This window comes from Pacificoceanicola algae, assembly GCF_049341065.1.
Classification (GTDB): Bacteria; Pseudomonadota; Alphaproteobacteria; order Rhodobacterales; family Rhodobacteraceae; genus Pacificoceanicola.
The window spans coordinates 205,008-230,702 of sequence record NZ_JBMPIX010000002.1 but is presented as its reverse complement, the minus strand read 5'-3'; the positions used below and the strand labels follow the sequence as shown (position 1 = coordinate 230,702).

Annotated in this window: 22 protein-coding genes; 13 read left to right on the top strand and 9 right to left on the bottom strand. The window is 61.3% G+C overall.

Annotated features, from left to right (window positions below):
* Positions 1 to 155: 155 nt before the first annotated feature.
* On the top strand, positions 156 to 593 hold the full coding sequence (locus ACOYQJ_RS03620) for a BLUF domain-containing protein (protein WP_422904640.1): 438 nt from the start codon (positions 156 to 158) through the stop codon (positions 591 to 593).
* 114 nt (positions 594 to 707) lie between these two features.
* Positions 708 to 1,160, top strand: coding sequence for a BLUF domain-containing protein (locus ACOYQJ_RS03615; protein WP_422904639.1), 453 nt, complete (start codon positions 708 to 710; stop codon positions 1,158 to 1,160).
* A gap of 1 nt (position 1,161) precedes the next feature.
* On the opposite strand, the gene ACOYQJ_RS03610 is transcribed toward ACOYQJ_RS03615, so the two are convergent.
* Positions 1,162 to 2,310, bottom strand: a complete 1,149-nt coding sequence (locus tag ACOYQJ_RS03610; protein WP_422904638.1) for an alpha-hydroxy acid oxidase — start codon at positions 2,308 to 2,310, stop codon at positions 1,162 to 1,164.
* A 166-nt stretch (positions 2,311 to 2,476) separates the two neighbouring features.
* Between ACOYQJ_RS03610 and ACOYQJ_RS03605 the strand changes: the two genes are divergently transcribed.
* A complete protein-coding gene (locus tag ACOYQJ_RS03605) occupies positions 2,477 to 4,888 on the top strand; it encodes an ATP-dependent helicase (protein WP_422904637.1) in 2,412 nt (803 codons plus the stop codon).
* Between the two features lie 18 nt (positions 4,889 to 4,906).
* On the opposite strand, the gene ACOYQJ_RS03600 is transcribed toward ACOYQJ_RS03605, so the two are convergent.
* Positions 4,907 to 5,383 carry an Lrp/AsnC family transcriptional regulator gene (locus ACOYQJ_RS03600; RefSeq protein WP_422904878.1) on the bottom strand — a complete coding sequence of 159 codons (477 nt, stop codon included), beginning with the start codon at positions 5,381 to 5,383 and terminating at the stop codon, positions 4,907 to 4,909.
* Between the two features lie 119 nt (positions 5,384 to 5,502).
* Between ACOYQJ_RS03600 and hppD the strand changes: the two genes are divergently transcribed.
* On the top strand, positions 5,503 to 6,600 hold the full coding sequence (gene hppD, locus ACOYQJ_RS03595; RefSeq protein WP_422904636.1) for a 4-hydroxyphenylpyruvate dioxygenase: 1,098 nt from the start codon (positions 5,503 to 5,505) through the stop codon (positions 6,598 to 6,600).
* 198 nt (positions 6,601 to 6,798) lie between these two features.
* A complete protein-coding gene (locus ACOYQJ_RS03590) occupies positions 6,799 to 7,263 on the top strand; it encodes a GNAT family N-acetyltransferase (RefSeq protein ID WP_422904635.1) in 465 nt (154 codons plus the stop codon).
* A 262-nt stretch (positions 7,264 to 7,525) separates the two neighbouring features.
* On the opposite strand, the gene ACOYQJ_RS03585 is transcribed toward ACOYQJ_RS03590, so the two are convergent.
* The gene (locus tag ACOYQJ_RS03585) at positions 7,526 to 10,534 is read right to left on the bottom strand and encodes a hypothetical protein (protein WP_422904634.1); all 3,009 of its coding nucleotides are present in this window, start codon (positions 10,532 to 10,534) and stop codon (positions 7,526 to 7,528) included.
* 164 nt (positions 10,535 to 10,698) lie between these two features.
* Here ACOYQJ_RS03585 and ACOYQJ_RS03580 point away from each other — a divergent pair, with 164 nt between their 5' ends.
* Entirely contained in the window at positions 10,699 to 11,391 is a 693-nt protein-coding gene (locus ACOYQJ_RS03580) for an SIMPL domain-containing protein (protein ID WP_422904633.1), read from the top strand.
* Between the two features lie 35 nt (positions 11,392 to 11,426).
* Here ACOYQJ_RS03580 and ACOYQJ_RS03575 read toward each other — a convergent pair whose 3' ends face one another.
* Complete coding sequence (locus ACOYQJ_RS03575) at positions 11,427 to 12,719, bottom strand: O-acetylhomoserine aminocarboxypropyltransferase/cysteine synthase family protein (RefSeq protein WP_422904632.1); 1,293 nt, start codon at positions 12,717 to 12,719, stop codon at positions 11,427 to 11,429.
* Positions 12,720 to 12,958: 239 nt separating this feature from the next.
* Here ACOYQJ_RS03575 and ACOYQJ_RS03570 point away from each other — a divergent pair, with 239 nt between their 5' ends.
* Positions 12,959 to 13,807, top strand: coding sequence for a hypothetical protein (locus tag ACOYQJ_RS03570; protein WP_422904631.1), 849 nt, complete (start codon positions 12,959 to 12,961; stop codon positions 13,805 to 13,807).
* Here ACOYQJ_RS03570 and ACOYQJ_RS03565 read toward each other — a convergent pair whose 3' ends face one another.
* Together ACOYQJ_RS03565 and ACOYQJ_RS03560 are read right to left on the bottom strand one after the other, a co-directional pair.
* Positions 13,808 to 14,962, bottom strand: a complete 1,155-nt coding sequence (locus ACOYQJ_RS03565; protein WP_422904630.1) for a beta propeller repeat protein — start codon at positions 14,960 to 14,962, stop codon at positions 13,808 to 13,810. It lies immediately after the preceding gene.
* A 52-nt stretch (positions 14,963 to 15,014) separates the two neighbouring features.
* Positions 15,015 to 16,031, bottom strand: a complete 1,017-nt coding sequence (locus ACOYQJ_RS03560) for a GT-B fold glycosyltransferase domain-containing protein (RefSeq protein ID WP_422904629.1) — start codon at positions 16,029 to 16,031, stop codon at positions 15,015 to 15,017.
* 92 nt (positions 16,032 to 16,123) lie between these two features.
* Between ACOYQJ_RS03560 and ACOYQJ_RS03555 the strand changes: the two genes are divergently transcribed.
* Entirely contained in the window at positions 16,124 to 16,660 is a 537-nt protein-coding gene (locus ACOYQJ_RS03555; protein ID WP_422904628.1) for a hypothetical protein, read from the top strand.
* A 73-nt stretch (positions 16,661 to 16,733) separates the two neighbouring features.
* On the opposite strand, the gene ACOYQJ_RS03550 is transcribed toward ACOYQJ_RS03555, so the two are convergent.
* Positions 16,734 to 17,426 carry a metal-dependent hydrolase gene (locus ACOYQJ_RS03550; RefSeq protein WP_422904627.1) on the bottom strand — a complete coding sequence of 231 codons (693 nt, stop codon included), beginning with the start codon at positions 17,424 to 17,426 and terminating at the stop codon, positions 16,734 to 16,736.
* A 233-nt stretch (positions 17,427 to 17,659) separates the two neighbouring features.
* Between ACOYQJ_RS03550 and gatC the strand changes: the two genes are divergently transcribed.
* Genes gatC through ACOYQJ_RS03530 form a run of 4 tightly spaced genes read left to right on the top strand, consistent with a single transcriptional unit; the run spans position 17,660 to position 20,881 of the window.
* Positions 17,660 to 17,947, top strand: coding sequence for an Asp-tRNA(Asn)/Glu-tRNA(Gln) amidotransferase subunit GatC (gene gatC / locus ACOYQJ_RS03545; RefSeq protein ID WP_422904626.1), 288 nt, complete (start codon positions 17,660 to 17,662; stop codon positions 17,945 to 17,947).
* Positions 17,947 to 19,434: an Asp-tRNA(Asn)/Glu-tRNA(Gln) amidotransferase subunit GatA gene (gatA, locus tag ACOYQJ_RS03540; RefSeq protein WP_422904625.1), complete on the top strand. Its 1,488-nt coding sequence runs from the start codon at positions 17,947 to 17,949 to the stop codon at positions 19,432 to 19,434. The genes gatC and gatA overlap by 1 nt, the downstream gene beginning before the upstream one ends.
* Before the next feature lie 25 nt (positions 19,435 to 19,459).
* On the top strand, positions 19,460 to 20,191 hold the full coding sequence (locus tag ACOYQJ_RS03535; RefSeq protein ID WP_422904624.1) for a hypothetical protein: 732 nt from the start codon (positions 19,460 to 19,462) through the stop codon (positions 20,189 to 20,191).
* Positions 20,192 to 20,200: 9 nt separating this feature from the next.
* Positions 20,201 to 20,881, top strand: coding sequence for an N-acetylmuramoyl-L-alanine amidase (locus ACOYQJ_RS03530; protein ID WP_500797223.1), 681 nt, complete (start codon positions 20,201 to 20,203; stop codon positions 20,879 to 20,881).
* 95 nt (positions 20,882 to 20,976) lie between these two features.
* On the opposite strand, the gene ACOYQJ_RS03525 is transcribed toward ACOYQJ_RS03530, so the two are convergent.
* Positions 20,977 to 22,377, bottom strand: a complete 1,401-nt coding sequence (locus ACOYQJ_RS03525; RefSeq protein WP_422904622.1) for a helix-turn-helix domain-containing protein — start codon at positions 22,375 to 22,377, stop codon at positions 20,977 to 20,979.
* Between the two features lie 43 nt (positions 22,378 to 22,420).
* Complete coding sequence (locus ACOYQJ_RS03520) at positions 22,421 to 23,647, bottom strand: multidrug effflux MFS transporter (RefSeq protein ID WP_422904621.1); 1,227 nt, start codon at positions 23,645 to 23,647, stop codon at positions 22,421 to 22,423.
* Between the two features lie 175 nt (positions 23,648 to 23,822).
* Here ACOYQJ_RS03520 and ACOYQJ_RS03515 point away from each other — a divergent pair, with 175 nt between their 5' ends.
* Positions 23,823 to 25,355, top strand: coding sequence for an acyl-CoA carboxylase subunit beta (locus tag ACOYQJ_RS03515; RefSeq protein ID WP_422904620.1), 1,533 nt, complete (start codon positions 23,823 to 23,825; stop codon positions 25,353 to 25,355).
* Positions 25,356 to 25,695: the final 340 nt, after the last annotated feature.

Below are 25,695 nucleotides of genomic sequence, written 5' to 3'. Positions count from 1 at the left end.
TAAATTAGGGAGAGTGGGTAGTCATGCCGCGCTGCAGCTATGTTAGCGATAACGGTTCGCTCTGCAACCACTTAGACATGGCAGGGAGGGGTGTTAGCGGAACTGAAAGAAATTTCGGGAACAATCCGGGTGTCACTTCCTAGTCAGAGCACGCGATGTCACAACGATTGTTCAGGATCACCTATTTCAGCGTGGCCACACGGCCCTTTCGACCTCAGGAACTGGATGAGCTTTTGGTCAAGGCACGCAGCAACAACGTGGCGGTCGGCGTGACCGGCATGCTGTTGTATCACGACAGAAATTTCCTGCAGACCTTGGAAGGCCCGAAGGAAGCGGTCGACGCTGTCTACAGCAGGATTTTGTGCGATCAACGTCACTGCAGTGTTGTCACGGCGGTCCGTGACGACACCGACAAACGCCTGTTCGGCGACTGGGCGATGGGCTGGGCCAACCCCTCGATGCTAAGCGAGGGGCTGCAAACGGATCTTGCTGCGCTCCGGAACATGGTGTGCAAGCAGACCTCGGACCCGGGGCTTCGCGTACTGATGACAAGTTTTCTGCGCGGTGTGCGCGATTGCTCGATCGCGGCGTGACGCCAATCGTTTCCGGAAAGGAATCCGCCAGACCGCGCCCGTGACAGCGGGGAGCGTCTTTAGCAGTGCGGTAAACTTTGACTGCTAGAGTCTTTTCAAATTCGGGGGCCAGTCATGTCGAAACCAGAAATCTTGCGACTTGTTTATCTGAGCACCGCAATCGAGCATTTCCGTTCTGCGGACATCGAGGTGCTTTTGGCCAAAGCCCGCAAAAAAAATTTGGAGCTTGGGATTACCGGTTTCCTTGTTTGTCACGAAGATAGTTTTTTTCAGGTACTGGAGGGGCCGATCGGCGATGTGGAGGCGCTTTTTGGCGCGATCTCGCGCGACCCGAGACATTGCGCCGTGACGGTTCTGTCGAGGCTGCTGGCGTCCGAGCGGGTCTTTGGCCAATGGACCATGGGCTATGCTCGCCCCGAGGATCTGATTGAGGATCACGCGGGCGCTGTTGACGATCTGCGCGAACTGATGGCCGACCGTATGCCCGACGCAATTGAAGATCGCCGGGTGGGTGTGCTCTTGACCAGTTTCCTCAACAGCTTCCGCGAACTGCGCATCTCGGGCTAGATCACCCCGTGGCTCGGATCAGCCGCCCTGCGAGGTCTTGCAACCGGTGCGTGCCCATCTGCGCCATGTTCAGCTTCATGTCGTCCGTCAGGATATGCATCAAATGCGCCGGGCCTTGTTCACCCAAGGCCGCCACGGCGTAGTGCCAGGCTCGGCCGAGCATCACGAAATCAGCCCCAAGGGCAAGGGCGCGCAAGATATCCATCCCCGACGCCACTCCGCTGTCGAAAAGGATCGGAATCTCCGGTCCCACGGCGGCCCTGACCTTGGGCAATTCGTCGATGGCGGCGGGACCGGCCTCGAACTGACGGGCCGAGTGGTTCGAAACCCAGAGCCCGTCGACCCCTTCGGAAACCAATCGTTTGGCCGCGTCGGGGCACATCACGCCCTTGACCAGCATATCGCCGTCCCAATCTTCGCGCAGCGCTTTCAGCGTGTCCCAATCCGGCGTTCCGCGAATGACATGGCCCGCATGTGCCAGGCTGGATCGCGCATCGGCCTGGCTTAGATAGCTTTCCGGCAGAACGATGCGCGGCGCACCTGTGCGCAGCGTTTTCAGCGACCATTCCGGGTGTGTCAGCACCTCCCAAATCACTCGCGGGGTGATCTTGGGTGGCATGGTCAGCTTGGCACGGCGCTGCCGTTCGCGCCGCGAATCGTCGGGCACGTCCACCGTCAGGATGAGTTTGGTAAATCCGCTGTCCCTGGCTCGTTTCAGGATATCGCGGCGAATTTCGGGGTCTGCCGGGCAATAAAGCTGATACCACCCCATGTCGCCCGCAATCGGCCCAATCTCTTCGGGCAGGCGGGTGGCGACGGTCGAAATGCTGTAGGGAATGCGCGTCTGCGCAGCATGCCGGGCCAGCATCCGCTCGGCCCCCGGCCACATCAGGCCGGACATGCCCACTGGCGCGATGCCAAAGGGGCGGCTGTACTCGGTGCCCATAAAGCGCGTCGTGAAATCCGGATCGACCTTGCCGGGCAAGATGTCGGGCAAGAAATGCACCGCATCCAGCGCGTCGCGATTGCGCTTGGCCTGAAGCTCGGCCCCGGTGGCGCTGTCGAGATACTCAAAGGCAAAATGCGGAATGCGCCTGCGGGCTTTGAGGCGCAGGTCCGATACGGCGGGGTAGGTCAGGTCCAGATCCATGGGTGTATTTGGGGGCGGTTAAGCGCAATTGTCCAGAGGCGGCTTTTGGACGGACCGGAAAAGCCGCGCGGCGCGCCCGATCCGGGAAATTTCCGGCGCAAAGAAACCGGGAACATTGTGCGAACGTGGCTTTCGTTTGGTGCGCGACGGCGCTATTGTTCGGGCCATGAGCAGTTTTGACGAATTCGATGCCTTCGAGGGGGCAAGCCTTTCGGCCCGTGCCATGGCGGCGCGCCCGATGCCCTATCTGGACGAGCTGAACCCCGCGCAGCGCGAGGCGGTTGAGGCTCTGGATGGCCCCGTCTTGATGCTGGCCGGGGCAGGGACGGGCAAGACCAAGGCGCTGACCGCGCGCATCGTGCACCTGTTGACCACCGGGCGCGCCCGCCCGAACGAGATTCTGTCGGTAACCTTCACCAACAAGGCCGCGCGCGAGATGAAAAACCGTGTCGGTCGGATGTTGGGCCAGACGGTCGAGGGGATGCCCTGGCTGGGCACCTTCCATTCGATCTGTGTCAAGCTGTTGCGGCGCCACGCCGAACTGGTCGGGCTGAAGTCGAACTTTACCATTTTGGACACCGACGATCAGTTGCGCTTGCTCAAGCAGCTGGTGCAGGCGGCGGGGATCGACGACAAACGCTGGCCTGCGCGGCAGTTGGCCGGAGTGATCGACGGCTGGAAAAACCGTGCGATCACCCCGGATAAGATCCCGGCGGCAGACGCCGGGGCCTACAACCATCGCGCGCCCGAGCTTTATGCCCAGTACCAGACCCGCCTGCGCGAATTGAACGCCGTGGATTTTGGCGATCTGCTGCTGCACATGGTGGTGATCTTCCAGACCCATGACGATGTGTTGGAGCAGTATCAGCGCTGGTTCCGCTACATCCTTGTGGACGAATATCAAGATACCAACGTCGCCCAGTACATGTGGTTGCGGCTTCTGGCGCAACGGCATCGCAACATCTGCTGCGTCGGCGATGATGACCAGTCGATCTATGGCTGGCGCGGCGCCGAGGTGGGTAACATTCTGCGTTTCGAGAAGGATTTCGAGGGCGCGCATGTGGTCCGGCTTGAGCAGAACTACCGCTCGACCCCGCATATCCTGGCCGCGGCCTCTTCGGTCATTCGCGGCAATTCCAACCGGCTTGGCAAGGAACTGTGGACCCAGGCCGAAGAGGGCGAGAAGGTTCGCCTGATCGGTCATTGGGACGGTGAGGAAGAGGCGCGCTGGATCGGAGAAGAGATCGAGTCCATGCAGAGCGGAACGCGCGGGATGCGCAGTTTCAGCCTTGATGACATGGCGATTCTGGTGCGCGCATCGCACCAGATGCGGGCCTTTGAAGATCGCTTTCTGACCATCGGTCTGCCTTACCGGGTAATCGGCGGACCGCGCTTTTACGAGCGGATGGAGATTCGCGATGCCATGGCGTATTTCCGGCTGGTGATTTCTCCAACCGATGATCTGGCGTTTGAGCGCGTGGTCAACACGCCCAAACGCGGGCTTGGCGACAAGGCGCAACAGACCATCCAACAGATCGCACGGGCGAACGGCGTTTCGCTGCTGGACGGGGCCGCAATCGCGGTCGAACAGGGGGCGATCAAGGGCAAGGGCGCCAAGGCCCTGGGACAATTCGTGGTTGATATCGCGCGCTGGGGGCGGATGATGCGCAGCGCGGTCGCGGTCGACAACGATGACGTTCTGGACGATCTCGCCCAACCGATGCGCACCGAACCCGAAGTCAGCCATGTGGAGCTTGCGCAGATCATTCTGGACGAATCCGGCTATACCGGGATGTGGCAGAACGACAAGACACCCGAGGCGCCGGGTCGGCTCGAAAACCTCAAGGAATTGGTCAAGGCGCTGGAAAGCTTTGAGAATATTCAGGGGTTTCTGGAACACGTCAGCCTTGTCATGGACAATGACAGTGACGATGGCGGCGCCAAGGTTTCGATCATGACCCTGCACGCCGCCAAGGGGCTGGAATTTCCGGTGGTCTTCCTGCCGGGCTGGGAGGACGGGCTGTTTCCCTCGCAACGTTCGATGGATGAAAGCGGCGTGAAGGGACTGGAGGAGGAACGGCGGCTTGCCTATGTCGGCATCACCCGCGCCGAGGAGGTCTGTACGATCTCATTTGCCGGGAACCGGCGGGTTTTTGGCCAGTGGCAATCGCAAATGCCGTCGCGTTTCGTCGATGAATTGCCCGAAGACCACGTTGAGGTGCTGACCCCTCCGGGCCTGTACGGCGGCGGTTATGGGGCGGCAGCCAGCGCGGGCATGTCCTCGGGCATGGAAAGCCGCGTTGCTTCGGCCAATGTCTACAACTCTCCGGGGTGGAAGCGCCTGCAAACCCGTCAATCCGAACGCCCGGTCAGCCAGCCGCGCGAAAGCCGCACGCAGATCATCGATCTGGAGGCGGTCAGCGCCTATACGGTGGGTGAACGCGTGTTCCACGACAAATTCGGGTACGGCGCCATTCTCGGGATCGAGGGCGACAAGCTGGAAATCGCTTTCGACAAGGCGGGCACCAAGAAAGTTGTGGCGCGGTATATCTGCTCGGCGGACGACGTGCCGTTCTGAACAGGTAGAAGGCGGCCTTTACCCCACTGGCAGCGGTGCATCCGCTTTCGGTTGGTCCATGACGATCTGGCTGTGCACCCGAGCGACGCTGGGATGGGCCAGAAGGACTTGGTGGATCAACCGGTTTAGCGATGTCAGGTCCGGGCAATAGACCCGCAGCAGGTAATCGGCCTCGCCCGTCATGGTCCAGGCTGAGGTGATTTCGGCCCGAGTGCGCAGCAGGCTGGTAAAGCTTGCCCCCTGTTCCGCGCCATGTGTTGCCAGTTGGACTTGCACAAAGGCCTGCACATCAAGGCCAAGCCGCCCGGGATCAAGCCGCGCGCGGTAGCCTTGGATCAATCCGCATTCCTCAAGACGTTGGCGACGTCGGCCGATCTGACTGGCCGACAGGTTAAGCCGTTCGCTCAGTTCCTGCGCCGTGGCCTGCGCGTTTTTCTGAAGCTCGATCAGGAGGGCCTTGTCGACGGCATCGAGAGGCGTGCGGGATTCTTGCATGTAATAGAGATACGGCGCGTGCAAGATGCATTCAAGTCCTGATAGTGCGCCAGAATGCGCGCAATCCGCGTGGCTAATACACTACCATTGGGGCAACACGCGCATTCAGGAGGAACATCATGGGACCTTTCCCGCACGACGCCCCGCAATCGACCATCACGGCCGAAAACCCCGCTGGCACCGATGGCTTTGAATTTGTCGAATTTGCCCATCCCAATCCGCAAGAGCTGCGCGATCTGTTCGCCAGGATGGGTTATGAACACGTCGCCAATCACAAGAGCAAGCAGATCGAACTTTGGCAGCAGGGCGATATCACCTATGTCCTCAACGCCGAACCGGGCAGTTTTGCCGCCAAGTTCGTTGATGACCATGGCCCCTGTGCCCCTTCGATGGCTTGGCGCGTGGTGGATGCGCAGCACGCCTTTGACCATGCGGTGAAGAACGGTGCAGAGCCCTATGAAGGCCCGGACAAGACCGTGGATTGGCTCGCGATCAAGGGGATCGGCGGCAGCCTGATCTACTTCACCGACCAGTATTACGACACCTCACCCTACAACGTCGAGTTTGACTGGATCAAACAAAGCAAGCCGCGCGGCGTGGGCTTCTATTACCTCGATCACCTGACGCACAACGTGTTCAAAGGGAACATGGATACGTGGTTCGCTTTCTACCAGAAACTGTTCAACTTCCGCGAAATCCGGTTCTTCGATATCGAGGGCAAGTACACTGGCCTGACCAGCCGCGCGCTGACCTCGCCTTGCGGCCGAATCCGTATTCCGATCAATGAGGACCGGGATGAGAAAGGCCAGATCGTGGCCTATCTCAAGAAATACAAAGGCGAAGGCATTCAGCACATCGCTGTTGGCGCGCGGAATATCTATGACTCGACGGATGCCATTGCCGACAATGGGCTTAACTTCATGCCGGGCCCGCCGGATGCCTATTACGACCTCTCGTATGACCGGGTGGTCGGGCATGATGAGCCTGTGGACCGGATGAAGAAATACGGCATCCTGATTGATGGCGAAGGCGTGGTCGATGGCGGCGAGACGCGCATTCTGTTGCAGATCTTCTCGAAGACCGTGATTGGCCCGATCTTTTTCGAGTTCATCGAGCGCAAAGGCGACGACGGTTTCGGCGAGGGGAACTTCAAGGCTCTGTTCGAATCGATCGAACGCGAACAGATCGCCAATGGCGAGTTGAAAGCAGCTGAATAATTCAGAGCCGGGCGTAATAAAGAAAAGCGCCCGGCACTCCAGTCCTTTGCATTTCGTGGTGCAGGTAAGTGCCGAGGCTCAAAGCGCGTAGGTTCGGTTTGAGCTCAGAGAGCCCGACGCTGCGCTACGCACCAATGTTCACTTCGATGGTTCTTGCTTCTGCGCTAAGAAAGTAAGCACTTCGAACAAACCCGAACGATGGCAACAATTTTGGCGACTCAAAATCCGATCATACGCCCTGCACAGGCGGCGGACGCTAGTGCATTGGCGGCCTGTATTGACGCGGCCTATGCAAAATACGCCGAGCGTATCTCCGATCTGCCCGCTGTTTCCGACGGATGTGCGCAAGACATTGCCGACAATCAGGTTTGGGTTGCCGCGAAGAGCGACGAGATCATAGCTGGTCTCGTTCTTGTCGCCGGTGATGGTTTCATGAAACTTGCGAATCTTGCTGTTCATCCCGATCATGATGGCAAAGGTTTGGGGCGCAAATTGATCGAGCTTTCAGAGCACGAAGCCAAACGGCAAGGATTCAGCGAAATGCGTCTGAATACCCACGTCGATATGCCCGAGAATGTTCGACTTTACCAGCACTTGGGTTGGGCTGAGGTTTCTCGAACTGGCAACACCGTCTCAATGCGAAAGCAGGTGACCAGTAGCTGAGCAAAGCCTGCCTGCCCTGATGGGTGCGGCAATGGTCTGAACTGCGCCAGAAACAAGAAGCGGCCGTTCAAACGGAGGTCTTGATTGGCAGTTTTGTCCCGCATAGCCGACATTTATCATGCGAGGCTCACGAATATTTTTCGGGAGCCTGAACTCGACATGGCATCGCTGTCACAAGTTTTTGGACCCGAGCGTGCAACACGAAATGCAAAGGGCTGGCCCGTCACTGTGGGTGCTTTTTGCGCATATTTGGAAAAGCGTCTTAGCCGCGCGGCATCTTGAGGGTCACGTTGCGACCGCTTTTCACATAGCGCAATTCCGATTCGCTGATCGCGGCAACGCGGCCACCGTCGAAGGTGTCTCCGACTTTGACCTTCTTGTATTGACCGCTGGGCAGGCGCACCAATGCGCGACGATTCGAGGGCGTTCCGTAGACCCCAATCAAGCTGACTTTCCCGAGGTTGATTGCGTTTCGCACCGTGGCAGAGCGCGCGACGCTGCCCGCTGTGGTGCCGCTGGGCTGAACCGTGCGCGGGGCAACCGCAGCAGCCGAGGCTGTCTGGACGGCCTCTTGTTCTTCCCGACGCGCTTCGGTCCGGCTGACGATGGCGCTCATATTACGGGGGCGGGTGACCGGCAGCAGTGAATTGTCGACGGCAAGCTCGGTGGCCGGGCTTTCAGGTGTATCGACGACCGCCTGTTCCTGAGCCGTCTGAGGGCGCAGAACCGGGCGCAGACTGGCAAGTTCCGCCTTGGAAATACCGGTCTGGGTTGCACGTTCGCGTTGTTCAACCAGATCGCTTGGACGCGCTTCGGGGCGCGTATTTGAGAGCGGATTTTTGGCGTCGGGCGCCGCAGAGTCGGGCGATTTCTGCGCATTGAATGCGGGGCGGTTTGGTGGCACGGCGGGCGGCAGACCAGCATAGATGCGCAAGCCGTCCGGTGTCAGACCGCCCTCGGGCGTGGCTTTGATGAGGCCGCGCGCATCAAAGTTGAACACCATGTCCGCTGGCGGCGGCAAACCAGGATCCTGAAACATCGGTTCCTGCGCCATGTTCAGCGGATCGGGCAGGGCGATGGCGTCAAGCTCTTGCACATCCGGGTCGATGGAGGCGGCATAGACCTCATCCACGCCATCTTCTGGCGGCGTCATCGGTGCGCCCGGCGAGCGCTGCCAGATGCCCGTGGCGGCATAGGTCGCGGCAGCCTGTTCGGGTGTCAGGGCCTGTGTCGGCGCAGGTTGTGCCAGCGGAGGGGGTGTTTGCCCCGCGTCTGGCGCAGTCTCCAGCGCGGCCACCTGCACGTCTTTCGCGGGCTCGTCCGTAGTTGGCGCCGCAAGCGTTGTGGTGGTCTCCGGGTCGGGACTGGCAACCGGTTGCGCGGTATCTGGCAGGCTCGCGACCGCCTCGACCGGGGCGTCATTGCTGCGGAACAAGCCGGCTAACCCATCTTGCAAAAAGACCGAGGCCCAAGCGGCGACGCCTGCAAGGAACAACAGCAGCGCGGCGGTCAGCATCAATCCAAGAAAACGCGGTTTGCCGCCGATTTCCTGATTGCGCGCCCCGAAAACGGTCATGCGCGCGGCTTCGTCCTCAGGCGTCAGAGCGGTCGCGCTTGCCGGATTGAGTGCAGGGGTTGCAGCGCCGGACTTATCCGATTTGCCGCCTCGGAAAGCTGCAACCTTGGCAAACGGTGCCTTGCGTTGCTTTGCAGGGATGGGGTCTGGCTCGGGGGCGGGTTTATTGAGCGAGGCGCCGCGAAGCGCTGCCATTTTGCCAAATCCCTTGGCCGATGCCGTCTCGGGCTTGGCAACCGGGGCGCTGATGGGGTCGGGCGCACGATCCTGACCTTGTGGCGCCGAAACGGATGGTGTGCCGGGGGCTTTGGGAAGCGCACCGACCTTGGGCGCGGGCAATGGGTCTTTGGCGCCAAGTGCCGGAGCGGGCTTGCCCAGCGGCGGGATGTCCTTGGGCTGTGCAGCTTTTTCGGTGGGTTTGCTGCCGCGCGTCAGGAACTTTTTCGCAGCGGCCGCAGCCCCACTTTTCTGACCAGCATTGTCGGTATCAGCCTCGATCGAGCCCGAGGTGACTGCTGCGCCCTTGAGATTCGAGTCGGGCGAATTGGATGGGGTAAACCTGCGGCCGGTTGCGCCGGGCAGGGGCGGCGCGTCGCCCAAGTCCGAATTGGTTCCGGGAACCCGCGCAGCCAAGGCTACGGCACGTTCGCGGGCAGCCAGTTCTTTGATATTTGGCGCAGGTTTGGGCGTGCTGTTTGGATCTGCGGCAGGTTTTGCCGGCCCGACCACTGGGGTGAAGCGGGTTTGCACTTCGGGCCGCGTCGCCTTGGTCAGTTTGTTTGCCGCGCCGTCTTCGGCCAATGCCGCGCGGACGGTCGAGAAGTAAAAGTTCGCCCCGACATCCGGATCCGCCTGAGCGGGCGGCTGGATGTCGCCCGACGGTTTTTCCGGTGCAGGAGGCGGAGCGTCCGCCTCTGCGTCGGTCTTGAGCGTTTCGGCAGGTTCCGGCGCCGGGACAGGTTCGGCTTCGGGCTCCGCTGCGGGTTTCGGGGCGGGGGGCTCCTGCGTGACGACCGGGTCCGGGAGCGCCGCCGAGGGGGCCGCGGCTGCGAGCCGTTCCTCGGGCATGGGCGGCTCTTCTGGCGCGGGCTGAGCCTCGGGTTGTTCAGGTGCGGCGGTTTCCGGTTCGGGGTCGGGCTGTGCAACCGGGGTCAGGGCCGCTTCATTCGGGGCGACGATTTCGATGGGTTGCGGCAGCCGCTTGGTACGGCCTTTCCAGCTTTTGACTTTGCCAAAAAAGACCGCGCCCTTGAAGGCATATTCCGGGGCCTGCGCCATGTAGGACACGCCTTCGAACCCGTGCTGGCGTGCAAATTTCTCTGCTTCGTCAAGGGTTTCCTGGGCAACGGCGGCAATCAACAGGCGTCCACGATCGACCGCATGGTCATAGGCCAGTTCATCGACCGCATAGGGCGTCGCGCCATCCAGCGCCGTCCGGATCGCAGCATCACGCGCCTCGGCATCGCCGCCGGGATCGGGGGCGTCCAGATACCGGATCTGTTCGTTGGGGATGATCAGGGCAACCTTTGCGCCCTCCGGATCAAGGGCAAGAGCCTGATCGCGCAGGCCAATAACTTCGGCCTCCAGATCGGGAGCATCCAAAGCCACCTCGGCGATCTTTGCCCACACACCATCCATATGGCGCAAGAGCACGATGCCTTCAAAAGAAAGGGAGAGCGCGAAAATCGGTACCATGGGCGGTCTCTAGCAGTCCTGCCTCGGCAGTTGGAGTCATATTCCTGTAGGGGGTTAGTATAGAGCAAGCTTTTGCCGAGGAAAAGAAAAGCCGTCACTTGGGCTTGCGGCATTTGGCCGAGGCGGCGACAGTGCGTCGACCTTAGACCGACAGGAGCTTTTCCATGCGTCCCCTAACCCTGATAGCAGCCGCCATGATTGCCTTGCCCGTTGCGGCAATTGCACAGGAACAGGCGCCGCGCACCATGACCGTCACCGGCGAAGCCTCGGTGACTGCCGTTCCCGATATGGCGCAGATTTCTCTGGGTGCACGGGCGCAGGACAAGACAGCCGTCGGGGCGATGAACAAGACATCAGACGCGCTTGAGACGATCATGGCGCGACTGACTGGAATGGGCATCGCGGCGCGGGATATCCAAACCAGTTCGCTGCGGCTGGATGAGCGTTGGGAAAACAGCTCGATCAATGGCGGGCGCGAATTTCAGGGCTATGAAGCGTCGAATATGCTGACGATCAGGGTACGCGATCTGGACGGGCTGGGCGATGTTCTCAAGGCGGTACTGGATGACGGCGCCAACAGCCTCAACAACCTGAGCTTTGATGTGCAGGACCCGCGCCCCTTGCAGGATGAAGCCCGCCGGCTTGCTGTGCGCGATGCCATGGAAAAGGCCCGGCTTTATTCCGGCGCGGCGGGGGTTGGACTTGGGCCGGTTCTGAGGATCACCGATTCAGCGACGCCCATGGTGTCGTCGCGCGATATGCCCGTTGCAATGATGGAAGCCGCGCGCGTGCCGATTGCTGCCGGAGAGATCACCCTGCGCGGACAGGTGACGATGGTCTTTCAGATCGGCGAATAGCGGCGGCGGGGTTTGCCCCGCCACCACAAGATGCATCAGACCGAGGCTTTGTTCAGCGCCTGATCCAGATCGGCGATCAGATCGTCGGCGTCTTCGATGCCGATGGAAATCCGCACCACGTTCGGCGCCGCGCCCGCCGCGATCTGCTGCTCTTCGGTCAGCTGGCGGTGGGTGGTGCTGGCCGAGTGGATCACAAGGCTGCGGGTGTCGCCCAGATTCGCCACATGGCTGAAAATCTCCAGCGCGTCGACGAACTTGAGGCAGGAATCATAGCCGCCCTTCAGCGCGACGGTGAACAGCCCGCCCGCGCCGTTGGGGCAGATCCGCGAAACCCGGTTGTTGTAGGGCGACGAAGCGAGGCCAGCATAAGTCACATGATCGACCGCCGGGTGGTTTTCCAGCCAACTGGCGACGCGGGAGGCGTTTTCGACGTGGCGCGCCATGCGCAGCGACAGGGTTTCGATCCCCATCAACGTGTAATGCGCCGCCTGCGGGTTCAGCGTCATGCCCAGATCGCGCAGGCCGATTGCGATACCGTGGAAGGTAAAGGCCAGCGGGCCAAAGGTCTCGTGGAACTTGAGGCCGTGATAGGCTGGCTCGGGCGCCGAGAGCGAGGGGAACTTGTCGCTGGCGGACCAGTCGAATGTGCCGCTGTCCACGACACAGCCACCGGTGACGGTGCCATTGCCTGTCAGGTATTTGGTCATCGAATGCACCACTAGGGTCGCGCCATGCTCGATCGGGCGGCACAGGTACGGCGTGGCCGAGGTGTTGTCGACGATCAGCGGCAGGCCCGCAGCATCAGCCACTTTCGCCACCGCGTCGAGATCGGTGATATAGCCGCCCGGGTTGGCGATGCTTTCACAGAAGACGGCGCGGGTGTCGTCGTCGATGGCGGCAGCGATGGCGTCCAGATCGTCAAAGTCGACAAACTTGGCCGACCAGCCAAAGCGCTTGATGGTATGGCTGAACTGGGTGATCGAACCGCCATAAAGCCGCGTCGAGACGACCACATTGCGCCCCGGTGCCATCAGCGGGAACAGGGCCATGATCTGGGCCGCATGGCCGGACGAACAGCAAACCGCGCCTGCGCCGCCTTCAAGCGTGGCGACACGTTCCTGCAATGCGGCCACGGTGGGGTTGGTCAGCCGCGAATAGATATAGCCGACCTCTTGCAGGTTGAAGAGCGCTGCGGCGTGTTCGGCATCGCGGAACACATAGGCCGTGGTCTGGTAAATCGGCACCTGCCGTGCGCCGGTTGCCGGGTCAGGGCGTGCGCCCGCGTGGATTTGCAGCGTGTCAAAGCCGTAGCTTGGTCCGTCGGTCATGGAATCCTCCCTCCAATTGTCTTTGCCAAGAGGTATGCGATTGTACGCAGGCCCACAACGCCCCAGCAGCCCGGAAAGGTGGCTTTCCTGCCCAACTTTCAGGTTCAGGGACAGTTTCCCAACACAAAGTTGTGGCGGCGGCTATTGTTTCGCCGCGAAGATTTGCACTTGCTGTCATTCCGCTGCCCAATTCGACCGGGAAACTGCCAGGGAAAGAGCAGACAATGGAATGAGCAGCCATGCCCGAATTTTACCACCGTTCTGCCCCCGCCTTCAAAACCGTCGAAGCGCTGCGTACCCATGTGATCGCCGGATTGCATGACGCGCTGATCGGGGCCGAGATCACGCCAGCGCAGGAGGATCCCAACCGACTGTTGGTCCAAAGCGAAGGCGCTGAACCGGGGGTGGTGCATCTGGGCAACCTGGCCACCGAACTGGTCGGCCAATTGCCAAGGCCCGAGGCCGAAGCGCGCATTCGCGATTTCATCCGTATGGTCACCAAACTGGCCAGTGGCGCCCCCAGCCTGTCGCGCGACCGTCTGTACCCGGCGCTGCGGCACCGCAATTTCCCGCTCAGCAGCGGCGCCGAACCCGTAACGCGCCCGGGCCCCGGCGATTGCCTCGCGGTGCTGATGTCGGACGAAGGGGCGCATACGGCGATGGTCACGGACGACATGTTGCAAGAGGCGGGTATCGCACTGGACGCGGCATGGGACGCCGCCGAAGAAAACTTTGCCAAGGCACTGACAGGGCTGGCCATGTACACCTCGGGTCACGGGATGATGTCGCTTGAGATCGACGATTTCGAATGGCTGGGCAGCAGCCTTTTGCTGGCGCCGGTGGTGATTGGCCACGTCATGGCTGCGCATGATACCGGGCCGATTTATCTGGCAGCGCCGTCGCGGCAATCGGTGGATTTTGTCCCGGTCTCCAATTCGGACGGGATCGAAGTGCTTCGGCAGTGGATGGAGATTCGCCTGTCCGAACCGCACCCGCAGTCCGACATGGTTTACCGCCTGAATCCCGGTGATGCGCAGCCGCGCCCGGCGTTTGTGTTCAGCCAAGGTCGCCTGCACGCCATGTCCTGATCAGACTTCGGTGACTGTCTCGACGCAAAGGACCGTGGGCAGGTGGCGGGCGATCTCGTCCCAGCTGTCGCCCTCGTCCAGACTGGCAAAGACCGACCCCGAGTTGGTGCCGAAATACAGACCCGGCTCGGATTGGGCATCGACTGCCATCGCTTGACGCAGCACGGTAAAAAAGCAGGTCTCCTGTGGCAGCCCATTGCGGCAGGCCTCCCAGGTGTCGCCGCCGTCGCGCGACCGCCAGACCGCCGCCGAGGCATCGGGCGGAAAACGTCCGGCGGTGTCGCCGTTTAGCGGGAAAGTCCAGATGGTCTCGGGCTGACCGGGATGCACGGCGATCGGAAAGCCAAAGGTCGAGGGCAGCCCTTCGGTGACGTCGTCCCAGCTGCGCCCGCCATCGCGGGACCGGAACACACCGTGGTGGTTTTGCTGGTACAACAGATCGCCGCCGCCACTTTGGATATTGTGCACGCAATGCCCGGTTTCGCCGTCGCGCGGGGCTGCTGGATGGTGGTGATGGCCGCAGGCCTCGGCATTGGACAGCCGGTTGCGCCGCTCCCATGTCGCGCCGCCATCCTCGGTGGCAAAAACGCCGGCGGCGGAAATGCCGATCCACATGCGCTTGGGATCGTTGGGAGAGCTGACAAAGCTGTGCAGTGTCATGCCAGCCGCACCCGGGGTCCAGGCGTCGCGGGTGGGGTGGTTGGTGATGCCTTCGACGCGATCCCAGGTCTGGCCGTCGTCCCTGCTGGAATAAAGCATCCCCGGCTTGCCCCCGGTGTAAAGCGTGCCATTCGCGCGGCCAAGCGACCACAGCGCATCGACCTCGCCACTGAAGGGGCCGGGCGGGGTCGGCTCCATTCCCAACACCTTGGCGGTTTCCGGGTCGCTGCGCATCCATTCGTCCATCTCGCCATCGGCCAGTTTGGACAGGGTCCATGTCTCGCCGTCGTCCTCAGATCGCCAGACCCCTGCGCCGAAAAAATTGCCACCGCCTGCCGCCCAGATCTGCCCGGTTTCGGGATCTCCCAGCGCGTGGTTGATGCCCCATCCGCCACACATCGGCCCCGAGGTGCGCCATGACTGTCGATCCGCGTCCGAGCGCAGCAAGAACAATCCCTTGGTCGTGCCAACCAGCACGGTCACAGCCTTGTCCATGGCAAATCCTCCTGTTCGCAAGGAACAGAATACCATGACTTTTGCCGCGCACCTAACGCAACCAGAAGCCTTCACGCTTGATCTTGTTGCGGATGGCCTTTTCCTTGCGGGGCAGGTCGCCTTGATCGAAAAGCCCGCGTACCTTGTCGCCGCGGTTCTGGTAGATCAGGCGTTTGAACGGGTCATAGTGTTTGAGCACTTTCTTGACGCGGTTCGGCGCGGCGATCTCTTCGAGGTAATCGACGATCGCCTGATCTTCGCGCGCGTAAAGCAGCGGCAGCGTGCGGTAATGGCAACTGACCGCGCCATCCAGAAAGCCTTCGGGCAGGGTGTCCCTGCCGCCGCCCAACGCGTGGATGACCAATGGTAACGCGACCTGATCCAGCCACGGATCAAGCGATTGCAGGGTCAACTCTTCGGGCGGGTCGTCGCGGATTTCAACGGCGTAATCAAGAAAGCGCTGCCCAAAGACTTGCGGGCATTGGTAAAAGAAAAAGCCCGCGTTGAAATAGAGATAGCGGCGCCAGTATTCGTCGGGTTCGGACAGATCGAGCGAGCTTTGGAAATCGAGCCCGAACCGGTCGTACAGCGATTTCCAGATCTGTGTGTACCCGGGGCCGTAAATTTCCAGTTCGGGCCAGGTACCCTCGCGGCGCAGCGAAGCCGTGGGGCGGGCAAAGTCGAAAGGCACCGATGCCAGATCGTCCAGGATCAGCGTATCCGTATCGAAAAACACGAAAGGCTCGCCTTTGGGCAGGGCCAACAGGGCCTCGATCTTGTTGCCATAGGGGTAATCAGCGCCAAAGTGCTTGTTCTCGAACGGAAGGATCGTCGCCTTGAGCGTTTCCAGAAGCGCGCGCACATCCGGGTCTTTGATGCGCGGATCGCCGGGCCAGAGGGCCGAGGGCTGGGGTTCGGCCACGAAAAGCCGAAAACCCTTGCCCTTGCCAATCTGCGTTCCGCTGTGCGCCAGCGAAGCGGCAAAGAGGATCGCCTCGTATTGCAGACGACCGGCCTGTCCGACGATCAGGATATTCACCGATTGAGGCTTGGCCGGATTTCGTGCCATTCTGGGTCTGCTCGTTGCCAATTTTTCGGCACTATATGCGGGATCGGTACGCGCCAAAAGCGCCAACTGCCGCGATTTGCAAGAGGTGTTTCATGCTGGATATTTTCTTGATCGTCCTTTCGATGGCGCTTGGCGGTGGGCAAGGTAAGGAGGCAGAAGTCGCCGCCGTCACGCCCATGTCCAGTGTCAGTAGTGCCAGCGCGCAGGCGGCCCCCTCCAGCGGTGCGGTGGCGGCCGAAACCCCGAGGTATCAGGCGGAAAGTCAGGTCCCCACCGGGCGTTTCACCACCGCAACCGAAGTGAAGCCGATCCTTGAAATGACCCGCGCCAATTGGATTGCGGTGCGCGAATATGACGGCAAGGATTTGCTGTACCTGTCGCACCTGATGTCGTGGCGCTGCGGCCTTGTTGCGATTCATGTCAGCATGAACGGCGGCCCGCCCGAAGAATGGCCGATGGAGGCCTGTCACGAGGACACCAACGCCCCGAACGCGATGACCGATGATCCGACGGCGATCTACAAGTCCTACCCGCTTGGCTCGATCGAGACGATCAAGGTCGAGATCACCTATGACGATCTGACCGCCGACACCGCGACGTTCGACCGAAAAGGCGCGATGATACCCTGACGCCTTGTCGCGCTTCTGGGGACGTTTGCGGTGAATGGATTTCCTGCCCCAAACCCATTCACCGTGGCGCGCGTTAAAGTGTGATCGCCTGCAAGACCTGCGGCTCGATCACGTCGACCCCCGGAAGCCCGGCGGCCAGCGCCTCGGCGGATTGTTCCAGCGCCGGGAAGGTGCGGTAGTGGCAGGGGATCACCGTCTTGAAGTTGAAATAGCGTTTCGCCGCATAGGCCGCGCCCTTCATGTCCATCGTGTAATAGCCGCCCGCCGACAGGATGCCGATGTCCGGCTGGAAATAGTCGCCTATCCAGTCCATGTCGGCCATGATCGTCGTGTCGCCCGAAAAATACAGCGTCTTGCCTTCGCCCGAGATCACGAAGCCGGTTTCCATCCCGGTATACATCGGCTTGCCATCGGCACTCATCGACGAGGAATGCGAGGCCGGGACCATCGTTGCCGTCACATCGCCCAGCGTGATCGTGCCGCCCTTGTTAAAGGCATTGCCCTCGGTCGCGCCCTGCCCATGCAGGTAATTGGCCAGCTCATAGATGGCCGAAACGGGGGCACCGGTTTTCTGGCTGATTTCGACAATGTCCTGCGTGTGATCGAAATGGCCATGGGTCACAAGGATATGCGTGGCGCCCGCGATCGCTGCCTCTTTGTCCTGCCCTTCCATCATCGGATTACCGTTGATCCACGGATCGACCAGCAGGATCTGATCTCCAATCTCGATACGGAACGAACCGTGGCCCAGCCAAAGGATATTCATGGTCTCTCTCCTCGTGTGTTTTGCCCAAGCCTATCAGGAACATTGCAACGGTCCAGTGGGGGTGGCCATCTCCCGTGATATGCGCTCGCTTGTGCAAGTCTTGCCAAAAAGCAGAAGATGCGGGCAACGGCGCGACTTGGCCGTAATCTCTGTCGCTTTGCGGCGCCATATGCTTGCGGGCAGGCGCGCGGGGCGGTAAAGCCGGGACAAACTCAAGCAAAGAGGCCCCTCGCATGTCGATCGACACGGAGACCGCCGCCCGCGTGGCCAAGCTCGCCCGCATCAAGGTGGAAGATGACGCGCTGCCCGCGCTGGCGCAGGAATTCAACAACATCCTCGGGTTCATCGAACAGTTGAACGAGGTGGACGTCGAAGGCGTTGAGCCGATGACCTCGGTCACACCGATGCGCCTGAAGCGCCGTCAGGATGTGGTGACGGACGGCAACCAGCAGGACAAAGTGCTGGCGAATGCCCCTGATGCCCGCGAAGGGTTCTTTGCTGTTCCGAAGGTGGTTGAATAATGTCCGATCTGACCAAGATGAAGATTGCCGAGGCGCGCGATGCAATGCGCGCGGGCGACGTGACCAGCACCCAGTTGACCGAAGCTTGCCTGAGCGCCATCGAAGGTGCCGGGGCGCTGAACGCCTTTGTTCACAACACCCCCGAAATCGCGCTGGAACAGGCCAAGGCCGCCGATGCACGCATCAAGGCAGGGGATGCGCCTGCCATGTGCGGTATCCCGCTGGGTATCAAGGATCTGTTCTGCACCAAGGGTGTGCCGTCGCAGGCGGCGTCGAAGATTCTTGAAGGCTTCAAGCCCGAGTACGAATCCACCGTGACGACGCAATTGTTCGACGCGGGCGCCGTCATGCTGGGTAAGCTGAACATGGACGAATTCGCCATGGGCTCGTCGAACGAGACCTCTTGTTATGGCAATGTCGTCAACCCGTGGCGGCGCGGTAATGACGATGCGCAATTGACGCCCGGCGGCTCGTCCGGTGGTTCGGCTTCGGCTGTTGCGGCGGACCTTTGCCTTGCCGCGACAGGCACCGATACCGGTGGCTCGATCCGTCAGCCCGCGGCCTTTACCGGCATCACGGGGATCAAGCCGACCTATGGGCGCTGCTCGCGCTGGGGGATCGTGGCCTTTGCGTCCAGCCTTGATCAGGCCGGACCGATGACCAAGGACGTGCGCGACGCGGCGATCATGTTGCAAGCCATGTGCGGCCATGACCCCAAGGACAGCACCAGCGCCGATCTGGCAGTGCCGGACTTTGAGGCGATGCTGACCGGCGATATTCGCGGCAAGACCATTGGTATTCCGAAAGAGTATCACATGGAGGGGATGCCCGATGAGATCGAGGCACTTTGGGCCGAGGGCCGCAAGATGCTTGAAGATGCAGGCGCGAAAATCGTCGAGATTTCCCTGCCGCACACCAAATACGCGCTTCCTGCCTATTATGTGATTGCCCCCGCCGAAGCGTCCAGCAACCTCGCGCGCTATGACGGGGTGCGTTATGGCCACCGCGCCAAGCTGAGCCAGGGCGACGGCATCACCGAGATGTACGAAAAGACCCGCGCCGAGGGCTTTGGCCACGAAGTTCAGCGCCGCGTGATGGTCGGCACCTACGTGCTTTCGGCTGGCTTTTACGACGCCTATTACAATCGTGCGCGCAAGGTGCGGACGTTGATCAAGAAGGACTTTGAGGACGTCTTTGCGCAGGGGGTCGATGCGATCCTGACGCCCGCGACACCCTCGGCGGCCTTTGGTCTGGGCGAGATGAAGGATGCCGATCCGGTGCAGATGTACCTGAACGACGTCTTCACCGTGACCGTCAACCTTGCCGGTCTTCCGGGCATCGCGGTGCCTGCCGGGGTCGACAAGCAGGGGCTGCCTTTGGGGCTGCAACTGATTGGCCGCCCGTGGGAAGAAGGCGACCTGCTGAATACCGCCTACGCCCTTGAGCAAGCGGCTGGCTTTGTGGCCAAACCTGCCAAATGGTGGTAAAGGCCCTCTGAAATAACGAGGCAGTATGACGATGCGGTATGTTTTCTCTGGTCTGGCAGCGGCGCTAGCGCTTGCGGCATGTTCCCCTTCGGTCCCGGACAGCGCCGCGGGCATTCCGAACACCGGGCGCGGCGTCGGCTTTGGCGATTATGGTGAATACCAGGCACAGCGAGAGGCTGCGCTGAGCGGAGGAAGCCGTGTACCGTCCACCGTTCCGGGCCCGATTGACGTGCAATCCTCGGCTTTGGGCGATGAGTCCGAGGCGGAACGTCAGGCGGCGGCACGCGCGGCGGCGCTCAATTCCGGGCAGGCCCCGGTTGAAGCCTCGCCCTCCAATGCGGCGCCGCAGGTGGTGACCAACTCGGTGGGGATCTCGGACGAGAACGATTTTTCGGCCGTGTCCGCGCAACGCGACATTCAGGATGACGCGGCAATGATCGCGCAGAACCGCGCGCAGTATCAAGTGATTGCGCCAACGGATCTGCCCACACGGCCTGGCACGAACCGCCCCAACATCGTGGAATACGCATTGCGGACGACAAACCCGCGCGGAACCGCGCTGTATGACCGGTCCAGCTTTCGGGCGGATGCCAAATACCAAAAGGCCTGTGCGGGCTATACCTCGGCCGATCTTGCGCAGGAGGATTTTCTAGCGCTCGGCGGGCCTGAAAAGGACCGCAAGGGCATGGACCCCGATGGCGACGGTTTTGCCTGCACGTGGGATCCGGCGCCGTTCAGGGCCGCTCGGAACGGGTAACCCCGCTTGATCGGAGAAGGCTCTGCCGTCCACTGGCGCTCGCCCAATTTTACTGAGCGTCGGGATGGCGCGCAGCCTGACATGATCCTGTTGCACTACACAGCAATGGCCAGCGCGACCAGCGCCCGCGATTGGCTGTGCACGCCCGAGGCGCAGGTTTCGGCGCATTATGTTGTCGCCGAGGATGGCCGGCTTTGGCAGTTGGTCTGCGAGGGCGCGCGCGCCTGGCACGCCGGGGCCGGGGCCTGGGGGGACGTCACGGATGTAAATTCGCGCTCCATCGGGATCGAGATCGCCAATACCGGCGCGCAGCCCTTTCCCGAACCGCAGATGCGGGTGGTTGAACAATTGCTGCGCGGGATCATGGATCGCTGGGCCGTACGGCCCGAACGGGTTGTCGGCCATTCCGACACCGCCCTAGGGCGCAAGATTGACCCGGGAAAGCGCTTTGACTGGAAGCGGCTGGCGCGGCAGGGATTGTCGGTCTGGCCTGACGCGGTGGCTCCGGGCGATATCTGGGACGATGCGCGGACCTTTGGATATGTTTGGGAACCGGGGCAGGAAGAGACTTTGCTGGGCGCGTTTCGGATGCGGTTCCGGCCTTGGGCAAGCGGGCCTGTGGATGATACTGACCGGGCTTTGATGCGCGATCTGGCGATACGCTGGCCATTTGCGCCAGTGGTGGGCTGATCCAAAGGAGTGCTTCCGCACGCTTTTATTCAGTCCGGGGAGAGGCGACGTTCCATATCGGCCTCGCGCTCTGGATCTGCTGCTTTCAGGGGCTATTATTCGAGTTTGTAGGGCAGGGTGTCGCGGCGCGACGGGTTGATGGAGAGCCGTTTTTCCAGAGGTGGGACCGAGCGTTGATGACAGCTGGTACGCTCGCAGATCCGGCATGAGATGCCAATGGGTTCAAAAGCCGAGGCGCGGGTGAAATCGAGATCGTCGGCATAGACCAGACCTGCGCCGTGACGCACTTCGCACCCCAAGGCGATGGCATAACGCCGGACGGGCGCGCCAAAGTGCCCGCCGGTCTTGGATACATCCCGCGCCAGAGAAATATAGCGCACCCCGTCCGGCGTTTCGGCCAGTTGGCGCAGGAAACGGCCCGGTGTCTCAAAGGCGCGGTGGACGTTCCACAACGGGCAGGCGCCGCCAAAGCGGGCGAATTGCAGCCGCGTGGCCGAGTGGCGTTTGGTGATCGTGCCCGCCTGATCGACGCGCACGAAGAAAAAGGGCACGCCTTTGGCACCGGGACGCTGCAGCGTGGACAGGCGATGTGCCACCTGTTCGATCGAGGCGCCAAATCGCGCCGCCAACAGCTCCAGATCGTGACGGGTTTCCTGCGCGGCATCAAGAAAGGCCTTGTAGGGCAAGATGGCGGCGCCTGCGAAGTAATTGGCAAGGCCCAGCTTGGCGATCGCGCGGGCCTCGTCCGACTGAAAGCGCGCAAGGTCCAGCGTGGCGTCAAGCAGTTGGTTCTGGCGCAGCAGCGCGACTTGGACAAGAAGTTGAAAAGTCTGGGTTTCTGTGGGCGCGAGCGACGACAGGGTGAGTTCTTTTCGCTCGGCGTCATAGGCCCGCAAGGGGGCGGCGCGGGCCTTGCGCACGGTGATCCCGGATTGCGCCAGTCGGGCGACCGCAGCCGTTTGGATGTCGGTCTCGCCCTCGCGAAGCTGGGCGAAATGTTCGGCTGCGCGATCCATGGCGTCGATATAGTTGTCGCAATAATGAAAGAAGTCGCGCACCTCTTCCCACGGTGACGGCTGCAATTGCGCGCCTTCGCGGCCCAAAGCTTCGTCCAGCGAGGCAAGGCGTTCGTGAGTTTGGCGATAGGCGCGATGCAGCGACAGGAAGGCGCGGGCAAGGGCGGGCGCGTTCGAGGCGGTCAGGCGCAGATCGGCCAGTTGCGGTGCGGCCTCGGCAAAGACCGGGTCGGCCAGCGCCTCGCGCATGTCCGAAACAAGGCGTTCGCTGTCGCCCTGTCCCAGTTCGGTGACGTCAAAGCCGAACTCCTGCGCCAAGGCCAGAACCACCGTCGTGCTGACGGGGCGGTTGTTGTTCTCCATCTGGTTCAGATAGGGCAGGGAGACGCCCAGCTTGGCGGCAAAGTCCTTTTGTGTCAGGCTCAGGCGCGTGCGGATGTCGCGCAGCTTGGCGCCGGCATAGAGTTTCTGAGGGGCCATCTTTGCACCTTTGCGGGTATCCCATCGCAACTTTGCAGGTAACTCAGGCCAGGTCCAGCCCCCGCATGCGCCGCGCACGCGCAATGACCAGAAGCGACGCGATGACCGAAGCCGTGCCGGAGAGGAACATCAGCCACAGGAGCGGCCATGCGCCTGAGCCGGGCTGCAACAGCGCGCCGGCAAGGGCCGACAATCCTGCGCCGCCGCCGATCATGATGGCGCCGCCAAGGCCGCTGGCTGTTCCCGCCAGATGCGGACGAACCGAAAGCATGCCCGAGGTGGCGTTCGGGATTGTCAGCCCGTTGCCAAGGCCCACAAGCGTCATGAAGCCAAAAAAGCTCAACGCCGTTCCATGGCCCGCCCAAAAGACGATCATCGAGACAAAGACGCCGCCAGAGACGATCATGCCGCCATACAACATCATCGGGTTGATGCCGATCCGGGCGGAATAGCGGCCCGACAGGAAATTCCCCAGCGCGTAGCCTATGGCGGGCGCGCCGAAATAGAGGCCCAGCTCGGTCGGGTCCAGTCCAAAGACCTGCGTGCCGACAAAGGCGGCGCCGCCAACATAGGAAAAGAAAGCGCCCGAGGAAAACGCGCAGGCCAGCGCATAGCCCCAGAAGCGCGGGCTGCGGAACAGTTCCGGGTATTCGGCAAATTGCCGGCCAAGGGAAAGCTCGCTCTTGGTGGCGGTCTCGCCCAGATCCTTCCAGCACAGCCAAAGGATGCCGAGCCCCAAAATCAGCATCAGCCAGAAATTCGACTGCCACCCAAAGGACTCGGCCAAGACGCCGCCGATTGCCGGACTGATCATGGGGACCACCGCCATGCCCATGGTGACATAGCCAATCATCGATGCGGCCTCATCCGGGGGATAGAGGTCGCGGACCACGGCGCGGCTGAGCACCATCGCGGCGACAATGGCAGATTGCACCATGCGGAAGATCAGGAAGACCGTGACATCCGTCGCCAGAATGCAGCCCACTGTTGCGAGGCAGAAGATCGCCATCCCGCCCAGCACCACCGGACGGCGGCCCAGTTTGTCCGAGATCGGCCCGATGAACAGTTGCATGACGGCGTTCATTGCCAGATACCCGGCCACAGCCAACTGCATCACGGCGTAATCCGTGTTGAACCATGCGGTCATGGCCGACAGGCTTGGGATGAAAATGTTCATCGCCAAGGCGGACATGCCGGACAGCAGGACAAGTGTGACAATATGTGGCGGGGTCGCGCGATTCAGGAATTGCGCCGGTTGAGGGCTCATCATGGACTTTCGGTACGCCGCCGTGTTGAAATTGTCCATTCTATGAATGGATTTGCGCGGAAATATGCGATTTTGCAATATTCAGGTCAGTAGTTATTCAGAATTTGCAAATTTGCCAAGAAACCCTTGAGTGATGGGCTTTGCCCAGTATTTTCAGGCCAAACGGAAGGGATGGACGATGAAAGACATTCTTGCAGAATTGCATGAGCGACGGACCGGCGCACGACTGGGTGGCGGGCAAAAGCGGATCGACGCGCAGCACGCCAAGGGCAAGCTGACCGCACGCGAACGGATCGAACTGCTGCTCGATGAGGGCAGCTTTGAGGAATACGACATGTTCGTCGCCCACCGCTGCAACGATTTCGGCATGGAGAACAACCGCCCCTATGGTGACGGGGTCGTGACCGGCTGGGGCACGATCAATGGCCGTATGGTCTATGTCTTCTCGCAGGACTTCACGGTTCTGGGTGGCTCGGTTTCGGCAACCCACGCGCAGAAGATCTGCAAGGTCATGGATATGGCGGTGCAGAACGGCGCGCCGGTCATCGGTCTGAACGACTCGGGCGGTGCCCGTATTCAGGAAGGCGTGGATGCGTTGGCGGGCTATGCCGAGATTTTCCAGCGCAACATCATGGCCTCGGGCGTGGTGCCGCAGATTTCCGTCATCATGGGCCCCTGCGCAGGCGGGGCGGTTTATTCGCCCGCTATGACGGACTTCATCTTTATGGTGAAGGACAGCTCATACATGTTCGTCACCGGCCCCGACGTGGTCAAGACAGTCACCAACGAACATGTCACCGCCGAAGAACTGGGCGGGGCCTCGACCCATACCAAGAAATCCTCGGTCGCCGATGGCGCCTTTGAGAACGACGTTGAGGCGCTGGCCGAGGTGCGTCGTCTGGTCGATTTCCTGCCGCTCAACAATCGCGAAAAGCCGCCGGTGCGGCCGTTCTTTGACGATGTGGACAGGATCGAGACCAGCCTCGACACCATCATCCCGGAAAACGCCAATACGCCCTACGACATGAAGGAGCTGATCCTCAAGGTCGCGGACGAGGCGGATTTCTACGAGATTCAGGAAGATTTCGCAAAGAACATCATAACCGGGTTCATCCGTCTTGAAGGTCAGACTGTCGGTGTCGTTGCCAATCAGCCGATGGTGTTGGCGGGATGTCTGGACATCGACAGTTCACGCAAGGCCGCGCGCTTTGTCCGCTTCTGTGATGCCTTCGAAATTCCGATCCTGACGTTCGTGGACGTGCCGGGCTTCCTGCCTGGCACAAGTCAGGAATACGGTGGCGTCATCAAGCACGGCGCCAAGCTGCTGTTTGCCTATGGCGAAGCGACCGTGCCCAAAGTCACGGTGATCACCCGCAAGGCCTATGGCGGGGCATATGACGTTATGGCCTCCAAGCACCTGCGCGGCGATCTGAACTATGCCTGGCCGACTGCCGAAATCGCCGTGATGGGCGCAAAAGGCGCAACCGAGATCATCCACCGCGCCGATCTCGGCAATGCTGGCAAGATCGCGGCGCATACGGCGGAATACGAAGATCGCTTCGCCAACCCCTTTGTGGCGGCCGAGCGCGGCTTTATCGACGAGGTGATCCAGCCGAAATCGACGCGCAAGCGGGTGGCCCGGGCCTTTGCGATGCTGCGTGGCAAACAGCTCAAGAATCCGTGGAAAAAGCACGACAATATTCCGCTGTAAGTGTCTGATAATGATGACTGTCGCTCAAATTTATGGTGGTCCCGACGGGCCCTTGCCACGCCTGCTTCGGGGCGGGTGGTATGAGGCGCGGCGGGCCGACTCCTATGTGCTTGCGCGCCAGTGGCCGCCACACTTTGATGTTGTGGCAAGCGGCACATTTCCGCCGGTTCGGCGGGGGCGGTTGGCCCGGCAAATCCGCCAGGATTTGTGGCGCGCATTTAAGCACTTGCGTGGTTTTTCCCCGGTGGTACAAGTTGACGCAACGGAGTCAGGCGTTTTGGTTTCGGCAGGGGGGCGAATCATCCCCAGTCAGCCGATCCCGTCGCAAATGGTCTCTGAG

Excerpts from the sequence above, each read along its gene's own strand:
- hppD (WP_422904636.1), top strand. The coding sequence starts at position 5,503 with ATGGGACCTTTCCCGCACGACGCCCCGCAATCGACCATCACGGCCGAA.
- ACOYQJ_RS03560 (WP_422904629.1), bottom strand. The coding sequence starts at position 16,031 with ATGGCACGAAATCCGGCCAAGCCTCAATCGGTGAATATCCTGATCGTC.
- ACOYQJ_RS03535 (WP_422904624.1), top strand. The coding sequence starts at position 19,460 with ATGACGATGCGGTATGTTTTCTCTGGTCTGGCAGCGGCGCTAGCGCTT.
- ACOYQJ_RS03575 (WP_422904632.1), bottom strand. The coding sequence starts at position 12,719 with ATGACCGACGGACCAAGCTACGGCTTTGACACGCTGCAAATCCACGCG.
- ACOYQJ_RS03520 (WP_422904621.1), bottom strand. The coding sequence starts at position 23,647 with ATGATGAGCCCTCAACCGGCGCAATTCCTGAATCGCGCGACCCCGCCA.
- ACOYQJ_RS03555 (WP_422904628.1), top strand. The coding sequence starts at position 16,124 with ATGCTGGATATTTTCTTGATCGTCCTTTCGATGGCGCTTGGCGGTGGG.
- ACOYQJ_RS03580 (WP_422904633.1), top strand. The coding sequence starts at position 10,699 with ATGCGTCCCCTAACCCTGATAGCAGCCGCCATGATTGCCTTGCCCGTT.
- gatC (WP_422904626.1), top strand. The coding sequence starts at position 17,660 with ATGTCGATCGACACGGAGACCGCCGCCCGCGTGGCCAAGCTCGCCCGC.
- ACOYQJ_RS03605 (WP_422904637.1), top strand. The coding sequence starts at position 2,477 with ATGAGCAGTTTTGACGAATTCGATGCCTTCGAGGGGGCAAGCCTTTCG.
- ACOYQJ_RS03585 (WP_422904634.1), bottom strand. The coding sequence starts at position 10,534 with ATGGTACCGATTTTCGCGCTCTCCCTTTCTTTTGAAGGCATCGTGCTC.
- ACOYQJ_RS03620 (WP_422904640.1), top strand. The coding sequence starts at position 156 with ATGTCACAACGATTGTTCAGGATCACCTATTTCAGCGTGGCCACACGG.
- ACOYQJ_RS03565 (WP_422904630.1), bottom strand. The coding sequence starts at position 14,962 with ATGGACAAGGCTGTGACCGTGCTGGTTGGCACGACCAAGGGATTGTTC.
- ACOYQJ_RS03570 (WP_422904631.1), top strand. The coding sequence starts at position 12,959 with ATGCCCGAATTTTACCACCGTTCTGCCCCCGCCTTCAAAACCGTCGAA.
- gatA (WP_422904625.1), top strand. The coding sequence starts at position 17,947 with ATGTCCGATCTGACCAAGATGAAGATTGCCGAGGCGCGCGATGCAATG.
- ACOYQJ_RS03550 (WP_422904627.1), bottom strand. The coding sequence starts at position 17,426 with ATGAATATCCTTTGGCTGGGCCACGGTTCGTTCCGTATCGAGATTGGA.
- ACOYQJ_RS03610 (WP_422904638.1), bottom strand. The coding sequence starts at position 2,310 with ATGGATCTGGACCTGACCTACCCCGCCGTATCGGACCTGCGCCTCAAA.
- ACOYQJ_RS03515 (WP_422904620.1), top strand. The coding sequence starts at position 23,823 with ATGAAAGACATTCTTGCAGAATTGCATGAGCGACGGACCGGCGCACGA.
- ACOYQJ_RS03615 (WP_422904639.1), top strand. The coding sequence starts at position 708 with ATGTCGAAACCAGAAATCTTGCGACTTGTTTATCTGAGCACCGCAATC.
- ACOYQJ_RS03590 (WP_422904635.1), top strand. The coding sequence starts at position 6,799 with ATGGCAACAATTTTGGCGACTCAAAATCCGATCATACGCCCTGCACAG.
- ACOYQJ_RS03525 (WP_422904622.1), bottom strand. The coding sequence starts at position 22,377 with ATGGCCCCTCAGAAACTCTATGCCGGCGCCAAGCTGCGCGACATCCGC.
- ACOYQJ_RS03600 (WP_422904878.1), bottom strand. The coding sequence starts at position 5,383 with ATGCAAGAATCCCGCACGCCTCTCGATGCCGTCGACAAGGCCCTCCTG.